The following is a 15545-nucleotide window of genomic DNA, read 5'->3' on the forward strand; positions in this document are numbered from 1 at the left end:
TGCCGGGTCACACTCCCTTGAGCAGGGCGGGGCGGCGCGTGGTGAACTCCGCGTTGGCCCTGTCGTAGTCGTCCGGGCGGCCTATGTCGAGCCAGTAGCCGTCGAACTCGTAGGCGGCGGGCGGGGTTTCGGCCTTGAGCAGGTCCAGGACCAGTTCGTCGAAGCCGAGCGGCAGCCCGGGGGTGTACCCGTTGAGAGTGTCGCGGGTGAGTCCGTAGACGCCCATGGAGACCCGGTAGTCCATGCTCGGCTTCTCGGCGAAGCCGACGACCTTGCCGGCTTCGGTGGTGAGCACGCCGAAGTCGATGGCGACCGTACGCGCGTAGGTGGCGATGGTCAGCGGCGAGTCCGATTCCTCGTGACTGCGCAGTACGGCGCCGAAGTCGAGGTCGGTGAGGATGTCGCCGTTCATGACGAGGAAGTGCTCGGGCAGCCGGTCGAGCATGGTCAGCAGCGGGCCCATGGTGCCCAGCGGGCTGTCCTCGGTGGAGTAACCGACCCGCAGGCCCCACTGGGAGCCGTTGCCGACATAGGCCCGGATGATGTGGCCGAGGTGCCCGATGGCGATGGTGCAGGTGGTGAAGCCGGCTCCGGCGAGCTGCCGCATCACGATCTCCAGGATCGCGTGCTGGTCGCCGATGGGGACGAGCGGCTTGGGCAGGGCGGTCGTGTAGGGCCGCAACCGCACGCCTTTGCCTCCGGCCAGGATGACTGCATGCATCGTGGGGTTTCCTTCCGACTGTGGTCAGGTGTCGCAGGATTCCTGGGTTCAGGTATTCGGTAGGTCGGGGATTCGGTAGGTCTTGGGTGGGTCTTCGGTGGGTCGGGGAGCCGTCAGATGTTGTAGACGTTCGTCTTGTAGCGGGCGAGGTTCGCCGGGTCGCGGAAGAAGGCGATGGTCGCCTCCAGTCCCTCTTCGAGGCTGTGGGCGGGCTCCCAGCCGGTGGCGGTGCGCAGTCGCGACGCATCGCAGACCAGCCGCATCACCTCCGACCCGGCCGGGCGGATGCGCTGCGCGTCCTCGCGGACCTCCAGGTCGGCGGCCATCAGCTTGCCGATCAGGGTGACCAGGTCGCCGACCGAGATCTCGCCGCCGGTACCGGCGTTGAAGGTGCGCCCGACGACGGCCTCGGCGGGCGCGGTGCCCACCGCGAGGAAGGCCTGCGCGGTGTCCTTGGCGAAGGTGAAGTCGCGGGTGGGCCGCAGGTCGCCGAGGGTGATGGTCCGCTCCCCCGCCGCGACCTGCCCGATGACGGTCGGGATCACCGCCCGCATCGACTGGCGCGGCCCGAAGGTGTTGAACGGCCGCAGGGTGACCACCTGGGTGTCGAAGCTCGCGTGGTAGCTGTCGGCGAGCCGGTCGCCGCCCGCCTTCGAAGCGGCGTACGGGGACTGCGTGTTGATGGGGTGGTCCTCGGTGATCGGCACCGTCTGGGCCGTGCCGTACGTCTCGCTGGTGGAGGTGTGCACGAGGCGCGGGATGTCGAGCCGGCGGACCGTCTCCAGGACGTTGAGGGTGCCGGTGACGTTGGTGTCCACGTAACTGTGCGGCGCCTGGTAGGAGTACGGGATCGCGATCAGCGCCGCCAGGTGGTAGACGGCCTCCGTGCCGGCCAGCAGCCGGTCCACCGAGCCGGGGTCGCGTACGTCGCCGAGCACGACCTCGACGCTGTCCATCACGTCCTGCGGCAGGGTCTCCAGCCAGCCGTAGGAGGAGAAGGAGTTGTACTGGGCCATCGCGCGCACCCGGTGCCCGGCGGCGACGAGCGCCTCCACCAGGTGCGAGCCGATGAATCCCTCGGCTCCGGTGACGGCTACGGGTCCGGTTCCGGTTCCGGGTCGGGATTCGGTCACGGGTCTGTCTCCTCTGTTGTCAGGGTGATGCGAGTGACGGAGGCGGTGTCAGCGGTGGGCCGTGGCGCGGCCCAGCAGGGCGTACGAGATGAGCACCAGCGCGACGGCGGCGCAGGCGCAGACGAGTGGGCGGATGGCGGTGGGGCCGAGGGCCGCGCCCAGCGCGGCGGCCAGACAGATCGTGGCGGGCGGCCAGGCCGTTCCGAAGGCCTGGAGCAGGAGCGCGGTCCACAGGACGGCTCCCAGCGCCAGCAGCGGTCCCGGCGACACCCCGCGGATCAGGGTGGGCGCGGCCAGCACCGCCAGGTATCCGGCGAGGCACAGCAACAGCGCCCGCCCGGCCCGGAGTTGGAAGCCCCTGGGCGTGGTGCTGTGCCGCAGGGCGGCGAGGCCCAGGCTCCGGTAGCGGTAGAGGAGCCACTCGGCGACGCCCATGCTCAGGGTGAGCACGACCACGGCGGGCCCGTCGGCCGACGCGGCCATCAGTGTCAACGCCCCCGCCGCCAGGCCGAACAACGCGTACGGAAGAGAGGCGACGACGGGCGGCCCATTGCCGGGGCCCGCCGAGCTCTCCGCACGCCCCGACCGTACGATCTCGCGGGCAGCCAGCAGCACCGCCGCCGCGACGGTGACGAGGAGCAGCGCGGTGACGGCCCCCGGGCCGGGGTCCCACAGGAGCAGTGAGGCCGCTCCGGCGACCGTCGGGGCAAGTGCGAGCAGCAGATCCCGTTCGCGGCCAAGGACGAGGAGCACCGTGCCCGCCGCGAGATACAGCGCCTGCCCGGCGGCGAACGCGGCCATGGTGCCGGGCCCCGACAGCAGCAGCCCTGCCGCCATCGCGGCCAGCGCCCCGACCGGTGCCCCGACGCGCAGACTGCGCGCGGCGGCACGGCGGCCACCGCTCGCGAGCCGCACATACGCGCGGTGGGCCAGGCCCTGGTTCCACGCCCAGGCGACCAGCGCCGAGGCTGCCAGCCCGGCGATGGCGCCGGTGCCGCTCGCGAGAAGCCCGGCGCCCAACACGTAGGCCAGCCCGGGGAGTCCGAAGACCGCGCCGCGCAGTACGCACCGCCATGGGCTGGTCCGCCAGGGGTCCGGCGGCGGTTCCGGGTCGGGGAAGCGGCGGGGTACCCGTTCGTACAGCTCCTCGGCGACCTCGAAGAGGTCTCGCCGTCCGTAGCGGCCGGTGATCTGTTCCTGCGTCAGACCGTCCGACTCCAGTACGGCGGCGATCTCGTCCGGGTGTACGGCCGCGCCGCACACGTCCGCCAGGCGTTCGGCGAGTTCGTCGAAGGGGTCTTCGGCCCAGGAGGGGCGGCGGCGGAGGGGGCGGGGGGCGAGGGTGGGGAGGGCGTCGGGGGCGCGGAGGCCGGTTTGACCAGCCCGGCCCGCCGCTCCGGCTTGACCAGCCTGACCGGCGTGACCGGCAGCCGTGTTGTCCGGCCATCCCGCCGGGAAGCGTCGGCGGCCCGCGTGTTCGTGTGCGGTGTCGCCGTCGCCCGGGAGGAGGCGCAGGGGGCCGCTCACTTCGCGTCACCTGCCTGCCGGGTGCCGTGCGCGTGGGGGTGCTGGTGACGTTCGCACCCGCGGGGCGCCCCTTCGACGCGCCGCTCGCGTCCGGCGACCGACTCGTCGACGGACCGCTCGCGCTCCGTAACCGGCCCCGGCCCCTCGGCGCACGCCTCACGCTCGGCGACGAACCCACCGACGTACTGCCCATGCCCGGGGACGAACTCACCGTCGGACCGCCCACGCCCGGGGACGGACCCCTCGGCGTACCCCTCGCTCTCGTCGGCCACCCCGTCGGCGTACCGCCCGCGCCCCGCAACCGACCCCCCGGCGAACCTCCCGCGCGCGGGGACGGACCCCTCGGCATACCCCTCACGCCCGGCGGCGAACTCGTCGGCGGAGCTGGCGGGGGATCCGGCGACGGGCCTGGCGGAGGATCCTGCGGCCGACCCGTCCGCGGACATGGCCGCAGATGTGGCCGCGAACTCGCCGCGGATCCCGCCGAAAGAGCACAGCGTCCGCGCGATCACCCCGCCTCCCCCGCCCGCCGTACGCCGTGCAACGCAAGCTCCTGCTGCAGCTCGCGCCCGTCGGCGACACCGGACTCGGCGTACCGCTCGCGCCCGTCGGCGGCCCCCGCGGCGAGTTCGCCGTAGATCCCGCGGAAGGTGTCGATGGTCTGCCGGAGTGTGAACTGTTCGATCACCCTCAGCCGCGCGGCCTCGCCCATCCGTGCACGCCGAGACGGATCGCGCAGCAGCTCCAGCGCCGCCCGAGCCATCTCCCGCGGCTCGCGGGGCGGTACGACGAGGCCGGTGTCCCCGACCGCTTCCCGAACCCCGCCCACGTCGGTGGAGACAGTGGCCCGCCCACAGGACATCGCCTCGATGAGGGTGAAGGGGAAGCCCTCGCTGATGCTGGACAGCATCACCACGTTCCCCGCCGCGTACGCGTCGCGAATGTCCTCCACCCGGCCCTCGAAGACGACGGCGTCCCCGTCCCCCAACTCCTCGGCGAGGCCCTGGCAGCGCTCCCGGTAGGCCTCCCCACCGCGCGGAGTGCCGCCGAACAACCGCAGCCGCGCCTGCGGCAACTCCTCGCGTACGAGGGCGAAGGCGCGGATCAGCGTCTCCAGGTCCTTGATGGGGTCGACCCGTCCCGCCCAGGTGAGGGTGGGCGGTTCGGGTTCCGACCCGGCGGGCGGGAAGGCGCCGGGGTCAACTCCGTTGTAGACGGTACGTATCCGGTCGGGTGCGGTGCCACCGTGCTCCTCCCAACGTCGGTTGTAGCGGTTGCCCGGGGTGACCAGGGCGGAACGCGCGTAGGTCTCCTGGGCCAGCAGCCGGAAGAAGCCGAGCAGCAGCGACTTCACCGGCCAGCGGTAACCGCCCGTGCGGTAGCCGAGGTAGCGCTCACGGAGGTAGACGCCGTGCTCGGTGAGCAGCAGTGGCGTCCCGTGCAGTTGATGGGCCATCAGCCCGGGCAGCGCCGCCAGCCCCCCGCTGACGGCGTGCGCCACTCCGCCCTCGGGCGGTACGACGGACAGCGGCCGCAGAGCGTGCTCAAGGAGTTCGGTGGCGGTGAGCGCGTCATGCAGCGTCGGCCGGGCCGCGGCCACGGCTATGTGCGGCCGGTTCCACACCGCGGTAAGCGTCCGCAGCGCCTCCTCAGAGCGCATGGCCGCCGACAGCTCCCCCTTGCGGGCCCGGGCGGCAAGGGCGTACAGACCGTCGGCGAAGTCCGCCCCGGACGTCGGCGAGCCGGGCTCAAGGAGCGAGAGCAGGAACCGCTCGTACGTCCCGAGGAACCGCCGCAGCCGCCGCCCCCGGGGCGCGCGCCCGTCCGGCACCGGTCCCCACAGGGGGACGGAGACCACCCCACCCACATTCGGGGGCAGCTCCCACGCGAACGCCTCCTGGCCGGTCCCGGTGATCGCGACGACCCTGAAGCCGACGTCGGGCATCCCCCGTACCAACTGGTCGCACCAGACACTCACCCCGCCGTGCTGATGCGGATACGTCCCCTCCGTCAGCAGTGTCACCACCGCCTGATCGTCCGTGCCGGGCGGCGGCACGGCGTGCAGGAGTTCTCGCGTGGACATGCGTCTCATTCCCCCCAAGGAACGGTCAGTTCATGCCGCGGGCCTGGTCAAGGCCCGCGGTTCCGGCCGCGTGACGGCCGGTGTTGCCGTGTGGCAGCCTTCTACCCGGCCGCTGCCACTGCCGCTACCGGCGCCACCACCACGGCCGCCGTCTCCAGCGAGCCGCTGTCGACCCATCCGGATCTCAGGCCCGCGTACGGGCTGCCGAAGCCGGCCGTCCCGGCGGGCATGGTCGCCGGGGCCTGCACCCCGCTGGGCGCACTGATGGTGACGGTGTTCCCGATCCGGTAGGCGGTGACCTGGCCGCTGTCGACGGCGGCGTCCCAGGCGGCCCGGCGCTGCAGTTCGACGCTGATGTCCTTCAGCCCCTGGTTGACCAGCGGGGTGCTCTCGGCGAAGAGGCCCGCGTAGTCGCTCAGGACCTTCTCGAGGGCCGGGTACGCGATCCGCTCCTCGGCGAGATTCGACTGGTGGATGTAGTGCGGGCGAGGGTTGTTCGACAGCGCGTGGCCGAGCGCGATCCGGCTCTCGGTCGGGACGATGTACGAGGCGTACCCGGTCGCTGTGTCCAGCGGGGCGTCCAGGCAGGTGGTCGTAGTGGAACCGTCGCAGATCCCGCTGCCGCCGTCGGCGGCGCTGGTGTAGATCCAGTTGTACTCGTCCACCATCTCTGCCGCCTTGCCCGCGTTGTAGAAGATGTTCATCGGGAAGCGCGGCACCGTCAGCGCCTGGCCGACCTGCCGCTGCTGCGGGTCACGCGAGTTGTCGCTGCCCAGCGAGGTCACTCCGGTCGCGGCGAGCGCGGGCGCCAGGTTCGGGTTGTCGTCGGGCTGCTGCGGAAGCACCCTCATGCCCGAGTGCTCACCCGTGACGAGCTCGGTGTTGTCGAGGGTCAGGCCCTTCGCCGCGGCCCAGTTCAAGTTGTCCGCGATCTGCGCAGTGATCTCCGCCTCCGGGACCCACTGCACGTTCCCGGCCGAGTCGGTGGAGCACACCCACGGCACGACGGTCACGTTCTGCACGCAGCCCAGGAAGGGATGGTCGTAGGTGTGGTTCACCCACCGGAACGCGTCCTTGTCCGCGACGAGTTGATCGGTGAGCGCGTCCACCCCGCTGTTCTCGTCCTTGTAGGTCTCGCTGCCCGCTCCGTTGAACATGAAGTCGAGCGTCAGACCATGCTCCTGCGACCACTGCTTGGCGTACTGCGCGTCCGCGACCGTCATCCGGATCGGATCCTCGGTCCCCTCGTCCCCGGTGCAGTCCACGTCTCCAGGTGTGCAGTTCAGCTCGGTGTCCCAGCGGTCATCGGCACCGAAGACATCATCGACGTGCACCGCGAAGTAGTTGCGGTCGGCGCCCAGATGGACGCCCTGCGTCATCCACTCCACGATTCCGCGCGCGAGCAGCCGGTACTGCTGCTGGGCCTCGTTGTAGACGAACGTCACAACCAATTCCCGGCGCCCGTCGTGCACATACTCCCCAACCAGCGACCCACTCACCGCCGTGCCCGGGATCGGCGCCTCCACGTAGGTCGTGAACTCCGCCCCCTCCGCCTGCTGAGCAAGCGGCACCGCCAGGAACCCATAACTCTCCGACACATCAGCCGAGTTGTCCTCGAAAGGAACCGCCCCATCGAGATACCCGAAGGGCCCCGCCAGCCCAGCCGCGGTCACCTGCGCCGTCGCACCGTCCAGCGACCCCATGTACCCAGGATCCTGCGCCCAGTTGAGCCCCACGGCCGGCTGGGCATACGTGTACGCGTCGACTTGCCGAATCCCATACGCCTGCTCGTACGCCGTAAGCGCCGCCATCTCCGCCGACCCCGCCCCGAAGGGGTTGTCGTTCGGCAACACCACGGCCTGGAACTTCGCCCTGGGCCGCCCATCGACGGTGTCACTCAGAAAGCCCGCATCGATCTGCGGTCTACCCGCGTCACTCAAATCCACCTGGGTGTACGGCGTCCCAGCCCCCTCAAGCTCAGCCGCAACAGCCCCGGTAGCCGCGCCACCGTCATCGACCACCAACACCCTGAGGTCGATCCTCGGTTCCAACTCATCGGCGCTGGCCCCGGTCACCGGCGCCAGAAGCGTGACTAACAACGCCGCCGCGCAGACCGCAGCCTTCCGCGAAAACCCTTGCATGAGAGCCCCCCTGGGCTTACTACGTGAATTACCGCATGGCGAAAAACCACACCAGGACAGCAAAAAACCTTCTTGCACACCTACACCGAAACGAATAGAAAAACCCGCCGATAAGCAGCCCGCACCCGTCGGCCCGGACCCTTGCCGCCACACATCCTCCGACGACTTGAGGAGGTTTCGTGGTCAATTCGAAAAAGTTTCTCAGCCATCCCACGCATGTTTACCTTACGTAGCACGCCGTTCACACCCCGCACACGAGACTCTCCGGGAACTCCCAGGAAGGGGTGGGGGTTGGATCCACATCGGGGACCATCGTCGAGGTCGCAGCGCGTCGCACGCGCTCACCGCCTCCCAACCGACCCAAATAGCCGCCGAGTTGATCCGCGACGCAGGCGGCGGCCACAAGGAAGCTTCGACTTCAGCATCGGACTCGCTGGTGGGCGCTTGGGACTGCAAGCGTTTCGACGACTAACCATGGGGCGATGTGGCACGAATTCTGAAAGTCCCCTTCGACTCCAGCAGCGTCAAGGCGCACTAGGTCGTCGAATACAACCACCGGTTCGAGAACGATGACCTGAATGCACCCCTACCCATGGGCGACCCGGATCCGGGCCGGTTCTTCGAGCAAGTACCGGCGACGCTCACCGCCAGACCCCGGTCCGAGACGTCCGAAACCTGAGATCTGAGCGAAAGCCCGTCACGCGAAGCAACCGATCCACTACTCGACTCATCCATACTATGGTTCACTTGAGTATGTTCAATGTGAGCAAACTCGAAGGGTGACCCATGCCAGGCTTCGTAGGCCGCAAATCCGAGCTGGCCGCCCTGGAACGCCACCTCGCCTGGGTACGCGACGGCCGGGGCGACCAGCGCGGCCGGGCCCTGCTGCTCCGCGGCCGACGCCGGGTCGGGAAGTCCCGACTCGTAGACCTCTTCTGTGAGAGCGCCCAGGTGCCGTACGTCGTGCACCAGGCAACCCGGGGCGAGGACGCCCACCGGGAACGGGCCCGCTTCCTCGCCGAGGTCAGGCACTCCTCACTGCCCGACACCGAGCTCCTCGCCGGCGTCACGACCGTGGCCGAATGGGACACCGCCCTCCGCCAGCTCGCCGCGGTGCTCCCGGACGACGCCCCCAGCATCGTCGTACTCGACGAGCTGCCCTGGATGCTCGAAGGCGACCCGGTACTGGAAGGCACCCTGCAGACCGTGTGGGACCGGGTACTGAGCCGGAAACCCGTGCTGCTCATCCTCATCGGCAGTGACCTGGCCATGATGGAGCAGCTCTCCGCGTACGGCCGCCCGTTCCATCAGCGAGGCGTCGAGATGGTGCTGGCGCCCCTCTCCCCCTCCGAGGTCATGGCGATGACCGGGCTCCCGGCCGCGGACGCCTTCGACGCCCATCTGATCACCGGCGGGCTGCCGCTCGTCTGCCAGGAGTGGCAGGAAGGTGAGACCCGCGTCGACTTCCTCTCCCGCGCCCTCGACGACCCCACCTCCCCGCTCCTCGTCTCCGGCGAACGGATGCTGGCCGCCGAGTTCCCCACCGCCCTCCAGGCCAGACACGTACTCTCCGTGATCGGCAGCGGCGAACGAACCTTCGGCACGATCGCCGCAAAAGCCGGAGCAGCCGACCGACCACTCCCGCCCGGCTCCCTCAACCCCGCCCTACGCACCCTCGCCGACAAACGACTCATCGCCGTCGACACCCCTCTCTCCACCCGCCCCGGAGACCGCGACCGCCGCTACCGCGTCGCCGATCCCTACCTCCGCTTCTGGCTCGCCTTCCTCGAACAGGGGATCCCAGAGATCGAGCGCGGGCGGAGCCGGATCGTGGTCGAGGCGATCGAACGCGGATGGACGTCATGGCGCGGGCGGGCGATCGAACCCGTCGTGAGGGAGTCACTGGCCCGCTTACTCCCCGACAACACCTGGCCGCAGGTCCGGGAAGTGGGCGGCTGGTGGCCCCGTACGAACAACCCCGAGGTGGACCTGGTGGGAGCGGACCGCTCACCGGCGCGCGAAATCGCCTTCGTCGGCTCAATCAAGTGGCACGAACGCGGCCCCTTCGACCACCGCGCCCTGGCCGCCCTGGCCCGAGACGCCCTGTCCGTACCCGGCGCCGACGAGGACACTCCACTGGTCGCGGTGTCCCGCTCCGGGTTCACGGTGGATGGGCTGGCGGCTACGTACGAGCCTGAGCAGCTGATCGAGGCTTGGGGCTCCGGTGCGTGAACTGGCCGAGGCTGTTCGGGGCCCAGCCGGCTGACTAGTCGGGCTGTACGCCGGGAACGGATTCACCGCGGGCGAAAGCGGCTTCTCACCTTCCCCGGCGCTCACGTGGTCAGCGGCCGTGCACATCGCATGCACACCGGTTCGGCTTGATGTCGTGGAGAGGCTGTCAAAACACCACGCGCAGCGCAGTGAAACGCCCTCGCCTGCAAACTTCCTGGTGCACCCCAGCAGTTGAAGGCTTGCCAGGCGGCCCGTGCCCGGACCGACGGTCGTCTTCTGGCTTACGGCCATCAGGTCCCGGTAGATGTCGTCGAGGTCAAGGCCCTCGGCGAGCAGCCAGAGCGCCTCGTACGGGTCTTCCGGCATCAGCACGGCGCCTACGCGCTGGGGTGCGCGCGCGTGGACGAGTACTGAAGCATTTCCGTGGCTGTCGGTGGGAGGCCCTATGGTCGTTTCCACGTGCCACGACCGCATCAACTGCCAGGGGGGACAACGATGCAGGCGAAGGAGACGCTGTTCGCCGATCTCGTGCAGGGGAGGGCCCAGCAGTTCCAGGTGCCGCTCTATCAACGGACGTACTCCTGGACGGAGAAGCAGCTCAAACAGTTGTGGGGCGACATCCTGGAGCAGGCCGAGCTGATCGAGCGCGGGGAGAAGGCGAACACGCATTTCCTGGGGTCCGTTGTGCTGGCGCCGTCGCCGCAGAACGAGGCGACGTTCCCCCGCTGGCTCGTCGTCGACGGCCAGCAGAGGCTGACCACGCTCTCCCTCGCCCTGGCCGCGATCCGCGATCACATCAGGGATACCGAGCCCGACGAGGCCGAGCGCATCGACGAGGAATACCTGATCAACAAGCGGAAGAACGGCAGCGACCACTTCCGGCTGCTGCCGACCCAGGCGGACCGGCCTCAGTTCGCCGCTCATGTCCGGGGCCCGCTCACGGAACAAGCCGGCGGTGGTGTCGCCGCGGCCTACACCTACTTCCGCCGCAAGCTGGTCGAGGCAGCCGATCCCGCCGCCCCGCAGGACGTCTTCCGCATCGAGCAGGCCATCACCTCCCGGCTGACGCTGGTGGCGGTGACCGCCGAGCGCGCCGACAACGTGCACCGCATCTTCGAGTCCCTCAACAACACCGGACTCAAGCTCAGCCAGGCGGACCTGCTGCGCAACTACCTGTTCATGAAGCTGCCCACCCGCGGCGAGCACGTCTACGAGAGCTACTGGCTCCCGCTGCAGGACAGCCTGAGCAACGAAGAGCTGGAACAGCTCATGTGGCTGCAACTGGTCCTCGACGGTGACGACCGGGTACGCCGCCAGGATCTGTACGCGGCACAGCAGCAGCGCTTCGAGCACGGCAAGGCGAGCGAGGAGGAGATCGAGGCGTACATCAGGGAGTTGCACCGCAGTGCCGCTCTCTTCCGCCGTCTGCTCCACCCCGAGGAGGAGCCGGACGCGACGGTCCGTGCCCATCTGCTCCGCCTGGAATCCTGGCAGGCCCAGGTCACCTACCCCGCGCTGATGCTGCTGCTCGACCGGCGCGAGCGCGGGGACCTCGACTCCGCGGACACCGCCCGTTCGATGTCGTACGTCGAGAGCTTCCTGGTGCGCCGGATGATCTGCCGAGTCCCACCGAACAACCTCAACAGGATCTTCCAGGCCGTACCCGGGCAGCTGCCGCTCGACGTGCCCGTCGCCGACGGGCTGCACCAACTGCTCTCCGCCGACAACCGGTTCTGGCCCGACGACGACGAACTGCGCGAGAAGATCCAGAAGGCGCCCTTCTACCAGTTCGGACGACCACAGCAGCGCAAGATGGTGCTGCGGCGGCTGGAAGAGAGCTACGAGCATCCGGAGCCGGTGGACTTCGCCGCCGCGCAGCTCACCATCGAGCACGTCATGCCACAGTCGCCCGGCGACGAGTGGCTGCGCATGCTGGGCGAGGACGTGGCCGACGGAGAGAACGCGAAAGACCTGCACTCGCGGTTGCAGCACACCCTCGGGAACCTGACGCTCACCGCGGTCAACTCGGAGCTGTCGAACCACCCCTTCGAGCGCAAGCAGGGCCTGCTGCAGGGCAGCCACCTGGAGATGAACCGTCGTATCGCCGCGACCGAACGCTGGGGCGCGAAGGAAATCCTCGCCCGCGCCGACGAACTCACCGACCGTGCGGTGGCGTTGTGGCCGGCCCCTCTACGCGGAGTCGGCCGCGCGGAGCGCAGCCGGGACTGGCACCTGGCGCACCAGGTGCTCGCGGCACTCCCCCACGGCACCTGGACGTCCTACGGCGATCTCGCCGCGTTCCTCGGCTCCGGCGCCCAGGCGGTGGGCAACCACTTGGCGAGCACACCGGGGGTGGCGAACGCGTTCCGGGTGCTCACCTCAGAGGGCAAGGTCTCCGCGGGCTTCAGCTGGACCTCCGAGGACGAGGAAGGCGACGTCCGTTCCCTGCTGACCGCCGCCGGCGTCGCATTCACGGTGACCGGAGCCGCCGATCCCGCCCAACGCCTCACCGCCGACGACCTCGCCCTGCTGGTCACCGAGGACGACGACCAGGCCGAGAGCGCGGACACCGCACAGGGCGTGCCGAGCAACCAGGACGAGGAGACACGCGCCGACCGGTTCTTCCATCAGCTCGCCGCGGACGACTCCCCCGAGACGGTCGAGGCGGTACGCGCGCTCTTCGCCCCCTGGGAGGAACTCGGCGGCTGGATCGGACACGGGGCGGGCCAGGTCACGACCAGCGCGTTCCTCATGCTCGGGGAGGCGGGAGCGCCGGGCCGGGGCATCTGGCCGTTGACGCTCTATCCGGGCGGTGGGCGGGGCGGCACGGCAGAGGTGGTGTTCCAACACCTGGCCGCACGAGAACCGTTCACCGACCGGTCCCTGCGCGCCGAACTCCTCAGGCGGCTCAACGAACTGGAGGGTGTCGACATCCCGGAGGGCAAGCTGGAGCTGCGCCCCGGCTTCCGCCTGTCACTGCTGGAGAAGGACCGCAATCGAGAGCTGCTCGCCGAGACCCTGGCGTGGTTCCGGGACCGCTGGGAGAGGCGGGGCGCGGCCTGAGCGGACGCCGGGGCCCCGCCTCCCGCTCAGAGATCGTCCGGGAGCAGCCGGAAGGCGGGGTGGCCGGTCAGCGGTCGCATCATGCGGAAGTGCCGGTCCGTCGTGAACATGTCCGCCGTCTCGTAGGCGGCCGCCAGCGCCACGTTCATCGCGTCCGCGAGCCCCACTCCCGCACCGGAGTCCGCGTCGGCATACCCACGCATGACCGCGATGGCTCCGCGTAGGTGAGGGGCGGCGTCGGGAACCGTGAAGCGGCGTGCCTCGGCCTGCCGGGCGATGAGTCCAGGGCGTTCAGAGAGGCCGTGAGACCGATTCTCTGCGTCAGCAGGTAGTCGAGCTCGGCAAGGACCAACGGGGAGACCACGAGGTGGCCCACGCGGGCAAGCGCGTCCCTGTGGGCCGTGTGACGGGGATCCTTCGGTACGAACATCCGGTACAGCGCCTTGGTGTCGGCGATCGTGACCGGGATGTCACTCATCGCCTTCCTCCGAGATTCCCGCGTCACCCATGTCCCGCAGCGTCGCCTCGATCTCGTCGTTGTCGAGCGCGGGCCGCCGAGGTCCGGGAAGCCCAGGTCCCCCATCGGATCCGCACGGAAGGGATAGGCAGGGCTGGACGGCCGGGAACCACCGCCGGAGTCGTTCGAGTCCTCGTCGGTCACCGGCGACAGTATGGCGACCGGCCGCCCGTTCTTGGTCACGGTGATCCGCTCGCCGCGTTCGGCGGCGGCGAGGATCTTCGAGGCGTTCTGATTGAACTCGCGAGCGGTCGTCTCCATGTACTACACGGTGCTACCGCGCCTGCCGATACTCCGCCCAGACGGTCTTGCCCGGACCGTCGGCCCGCGGATGCCAGTCCCACCGCGCGGCCAGACGCGATACGAGGAGCAGCCCGCGGCCCGTCTCCTCGGTACCGGCGGTGTCCGGGACGGCGAGGAGCCGGGGAAGGCGCTCGGCGCGGGTGTCGGTGACCTCGACGCGCACGGTGCGGCCGTCGCCCGCGGCATGCACGCGGAGGTGGAAGTCGCGCCCGGATACATAGCCGTGCCGCACGGCGTTGGCGGTCAGCTCCGCGACGATCAACACGATGTCCTCGTGCGGTTCGGTGCCGTACGGGATGCCCCAGGTGTCCAGCCGGAGGGCCGCCAGGCGGCGGGCGAGACGGGCTCCGCGCGGTGTGGAGGTGAAGCACATCTCGAAGGTGTGGCCGGACGGGTCGGGGACAGTGGTCAAGTGCGGGGTGGGGTTGGCGAGTTGAGTGGGGGTGGTGGGGCTGCCGGGCTTGGTTGTCATGCTGACCACGGTCCCCCTGGTGGCGTAGCGTGACCAGCGGTGACGCACCGCGTGGACCGGCTGTACGCGCGGCGTCGGTACGGGTACGAGGCGCGCGGCGTTGCGGCGTTCCCCGCGGGGGCGTTGGGCCAGGGAGGCGATGGGTCGATGACGGAACTCAGGGGTACGGCGGCGGGGGACGAGGAGGCTCCGGACGCCGACGGGAGCGGAGCGGTCGTGAGTCTCGGGGACGGGTGGGAGAGCCACGACGGGGGCGGGCGGCGGCCGGAGGACGATGCCGGGCGGGGCGTGGTGATCGCGTTCGGGCACACCATGAAGACGCTGCGGCTGCGGGAGGGCCTGGACCGCGACACCTTCGGAAGGGCGATCGGGTACTCGGCGGCGACGGTCGCATCGTACGAGCAGGGACGGCGGATCCCGAGCTGCAGGACGATCGACAAGTCGGACGAAGTACTCCACGCGGCAGGGTTGTTGAGCGTGTGGAAGGACGAGGTGGAGCGGGCACAGTACCCGGTGTTCTTTCAGGGGATGGCGGCGCTGGAGAAGGAGGCCATTGAGCTGCTCTCGTACAGCGCGCTCGTGTTCAACGGCCTCGTCCAAACTGTGGAGTATATGAAGGCGCTGCTTGCCATGCGCCGTCCGCCGCTGGATCAGGAGACCATCGACCTGCGAGTGACCTCGCGGCTGGCCCGGCAGGACATCTTCGACCGACGGCCCGCGCCCCTGCTGAGCTTCGTGATCGCGGAAGCGGTGCTGCGGCATCGGTACGGTGGGAAGGAAGTACTGCGGGGGCAGTTGGAACACCTGCTCCTGATCGGTCAGAAGCAGCACGTTGAGCTCCAGGTCATGCCGCTCGAATGCGAGGACAACGCGGGCGTGAACGGGCCGTTCACCGTCGTCACGCGCAAGGACGGCAAGAAGTTCGTCTACGCCGAGGCCCAGGGAATCGGTTCTCTCCAGACCGACCCGGAACAGACGGTTCTCGCCGCCGCGCGCTATGGGATCATCCGATCACAGGCTCTCAGTCCGCGAGAGTCGATGAATTTCATCGAAGGGTTGTTGGCATCGCTATGAACAACGCTGAGTCCTCAACCGTCGCCTCGGCCCTTGCCTGGTTCAAGAGCAGCTACAGCGGAACCGAGGGCGGCGAGTGCGTAGAGGTCGCGGCCGGTACGGCAGTTGTACACGTCCGGGACTCCAAGGCCGTCGCCGGGCCCCTGGTCACGGTCTCGCGTGACGCTTGGGCGGGGTTCGTCGAGTTGATCTGACGCGATGTGATCGCTTCCTCCTGTGGCGCGCCGACCAGTAAGTAGGCTGTACCGGTCGTGCAGTCGTTGCACGAGTCGGGGGGGG

General features: G+C 69.6%; 13 protein-coding genes and 1 pseudogene. 5 read left to right on the forward strand and 9 right to left on the reverse strand.

The features are described from left to right. Window positions 1-7: 7 nt before the first annotated feature. From OG219_RS14420 to OG219_RS14445, 6 genes and pseudogenes are all read right to left on the reverse strand, one after another. Window positions 8-721, reverse strand: a complete 714-nt coding sequence (locus tag OG219_RS14420) for a sugar phosphate nucleotidyltransferase (RefSeq protein ID WP_266826552.1) — start codon at window positions 719-721, stop codon at window positions 8-10. Window positions 722-834: 113 nt separating this feature from the next. Beyond that, the gene (locus tag OG219_RS14425; RefSeq protein WP_266826554.1) at window positions 835-1854 is read right to left on the reverse strand and encodes an SDR family NAD(P)-dependent oxidoreductase; all 1020 of its coding nucleotides are present in this window, start codon (window positions 1852-1854) and stop codon (window positions 835-837) included. Between the two features lie 48 nt (window positions 1855-1902). Then, window positions 1903-3381, reverse strand: coding sequence for a hypothetical protein (locus OG219_RS14430; protein ID WP_266826556.1), 1479 nt, complete (start codon window positions 3379-3381; stop codon window positions 1903-1905). Continuing rightward, window positions 3378-3893, reverse strand: coding sequence for a hypothetical protein (locus OG219_RS14435; protein ID WP_266826558.1), 516 nt, complete (start codon window positions 3891-3893; stop codon window positions 3378-3380). Before OG219_RS14435 ends, OG219_RS14430 begins: the two co-directional genes overlap by 4 nt. Beyond that, window positions 3890-5464, reverse strand: a complete 1575-nt coding sequence (pelF, locus tag OG219_RS14440) for a GT4 family glycosyltransferase PelF (RefSeq protein WP_266826560.1) — start codon at window positions 5462-5464, stop codon at window positions 3890-3892. Before pelF ends, OG219_RS14435 begins: the two co-directional genes overlap by 4 nt. A gap of 173 nt (window positions 5465-5637) precedes the next feature. Beyond that, window positions 5638-7605 (reverse strand): annotated as a pseudogene (locus tag OG219_RS14445) (hypothetical protein); the annotation flags it as partial. 786 nt (window positions 7606-8391) lie between these two features. Between OG219_RS14445 and OG219_RS14450 the strand changes: the two are divergent. From OG219_RS14450 to OG219_RS14460, 3 genes are all read left to right on the forward strand, one after another. Then, window positions 8392-9837: a DUF234 domain-containing protein gene (locus OG219_RS14450; RefSeq protein WP_266826562.1), complete on the forward strand. Its 1446-nt coding sequence runs from the start codon at window positions 8392-8394 to the stop codon at window positions 9835-9837. Between the two features lie 231 nt (window positions 9838-10068). Further along, window positions 10069-10251 (forward strand): hypothetical protein, encoded by a 183-nt coding sequence (locus OG219_RS14455; RefSeq protein WP_266826564.1) that lies wholly within the window; start codon window positions 10069-10071, stop codon window positions 10249-10251. Window positions 10252-10332: 81 nt separating this feature from the next. Further along, the gene (locus tag OG219_RS14460) at window positions 10333-12900 is read left to right on the forward strand and encodes a DUF262 domain-containing protein (protein ID WP_266826566.1); all 2568 of its coding nucleotides are present in this window, start codon (window positions 10333-10335) and stop codon (window positions 12898-12900) included. A 26-nt stretch (window positions 12901-12926) separates the two neighbouring features. On the opposite strand, the gene OG219_RS48115 is transcribed toward OG219_RS14460, so the two are convergent. The 3 genes from OG219_RS48115 to OG219_RS14475 are packed head-to-tail and all read right to left on the reverse strand — an operon-like array spanning window position 12927 to window position 14192. Next, a complete protein-coding gene (locus tag OG219_RS48115) occupies window positions 12927-13067 on the reverse strand; it encodes a hypothetical protein (RefSeq protein WP_323183274.1) in 141 nt (46 codons plus the stop codon). Continuing rightward, the gene (locus OG219_RS48120; protein WP_323183275.1) at window positions 13046-13678 is read right to left on the reverse strand and encodes a type II toxin-antitoxin system prevent-host-death family antitoxin; all 633 of its coding nucleotides are present in this window, start codon (window positions 13676-13678) and stop codon (window positions 13046-13048) included. The genes OG219_RS48115 and OG219_RS48120 overlap by 22 nt, the downstream gene beginning before the upstream one ends. 13 nt (window positions 13679-13691) lie before the next feature. After that, entirely contained in the window at window positions 13692-14192 is a 501-nt protein-coding gene (locus OG219_RS14475; protein WP_266826568.1) for an ATP-binding protein, read from the reverse strand. A gap of 147 nt (window positions 14193-14339) precedes the next feature. On the opposite strand from OG219_RS14475, the gene OG219_RS14480 reads away from it, so the two are divergent. Continuing rightward, window positions 14340-15266, forward strand: coding sequence for a helix-turn-helix transcriptional regulator (locus OG219_RS14480; protein WP_266826570.1), 927 nt, complete (start codon window positions 14340-14342; stop codon window positions 15264-15266). Next, complete coding sequence (locus OG219_RS14485; RefSeq protein ID WP_266826572.1) at window positions 15263-15460, forward strand: DUF397 domain-containing protein; 198 nt, start codon at window positions 15263-15265, stop codon at window positions 15458-15460. The genes OG219_RS14480 and OG219_RS14485 overlap by 4 nt, the downstream gene beginning before the upstream one ends. Window positions 15461-15545: the final 85 nt, after the last annotated feature.

This window comes from Streptomyces sp. NBC_00038, from assembly GCF_026343635.1.
Taxonomy (GTDB): Bacteria; Actinomycetota; Actinomycetes; order Streptomycetales; family Streptomycetaceae; genus Streptomyces.

Excerpts from the sequence above, each read along its gene's own strand:
- OG219_RS14420 (WP_266826552.1), bottom strand. The coding sequence starts at position 721 with ATGCATGCAGTCATCCTGGCCGGAGGCAAAGGCGTGCGGTTGCGGCCC.
- pelF (WP_266826560.1), bottom strand. The coding sequence starts at position 5,464 with ATGTCCACGCGAGAACTCCTGCACGCCGTGCCGCCGCCCGGCACGGAC.
- OG219_RS14450 (WP_266826562.1), top strand. The coding sequence starts at position 8,392 with ATGCCAGGCTTCGTAGGCCGCAAATCCGAGCTGGCCGCCCTGGAACGC.
- OG219_RS14460 (WP_266826566.1), top strand. The coding sequence starts at position 10,333 with ATGCAGGCGAAGGAGACGCTGTTCGCCGATCTCGTGCAGGGGAGGGCC.
- OG219_RS48120 (WP_323183275.1), bottom strand. The coding sequence starts at position 13,678 with ATGGAGACGACCGCTCGCGAGTTCAATCAGAACGCCTCGAAGATCCTC.
- OG219_RS14475 (WP_266826568.1), bottom strand. The coding sequence starts at position 14,192 with ATGACAACCAAGCCCGGCAGCCCCACCACCCCCACTCAACTCGCCAAC.
- OG219_RS14480 (WP_266826570.1), top strand. The coding sequence starts at position 14,340 with ATGACGGAACTCAGGGGTACGGCGGCGGGGGACGAGGAGGCTCCGGAC.
- OG219_RS14485 (WP_266826572.1), top strand. The coding sequence starts at position 15,263 with ATGAACAACGCTGAGTCCTCAACCGTCGCCTCGGCCCTTGCCTGGTTC.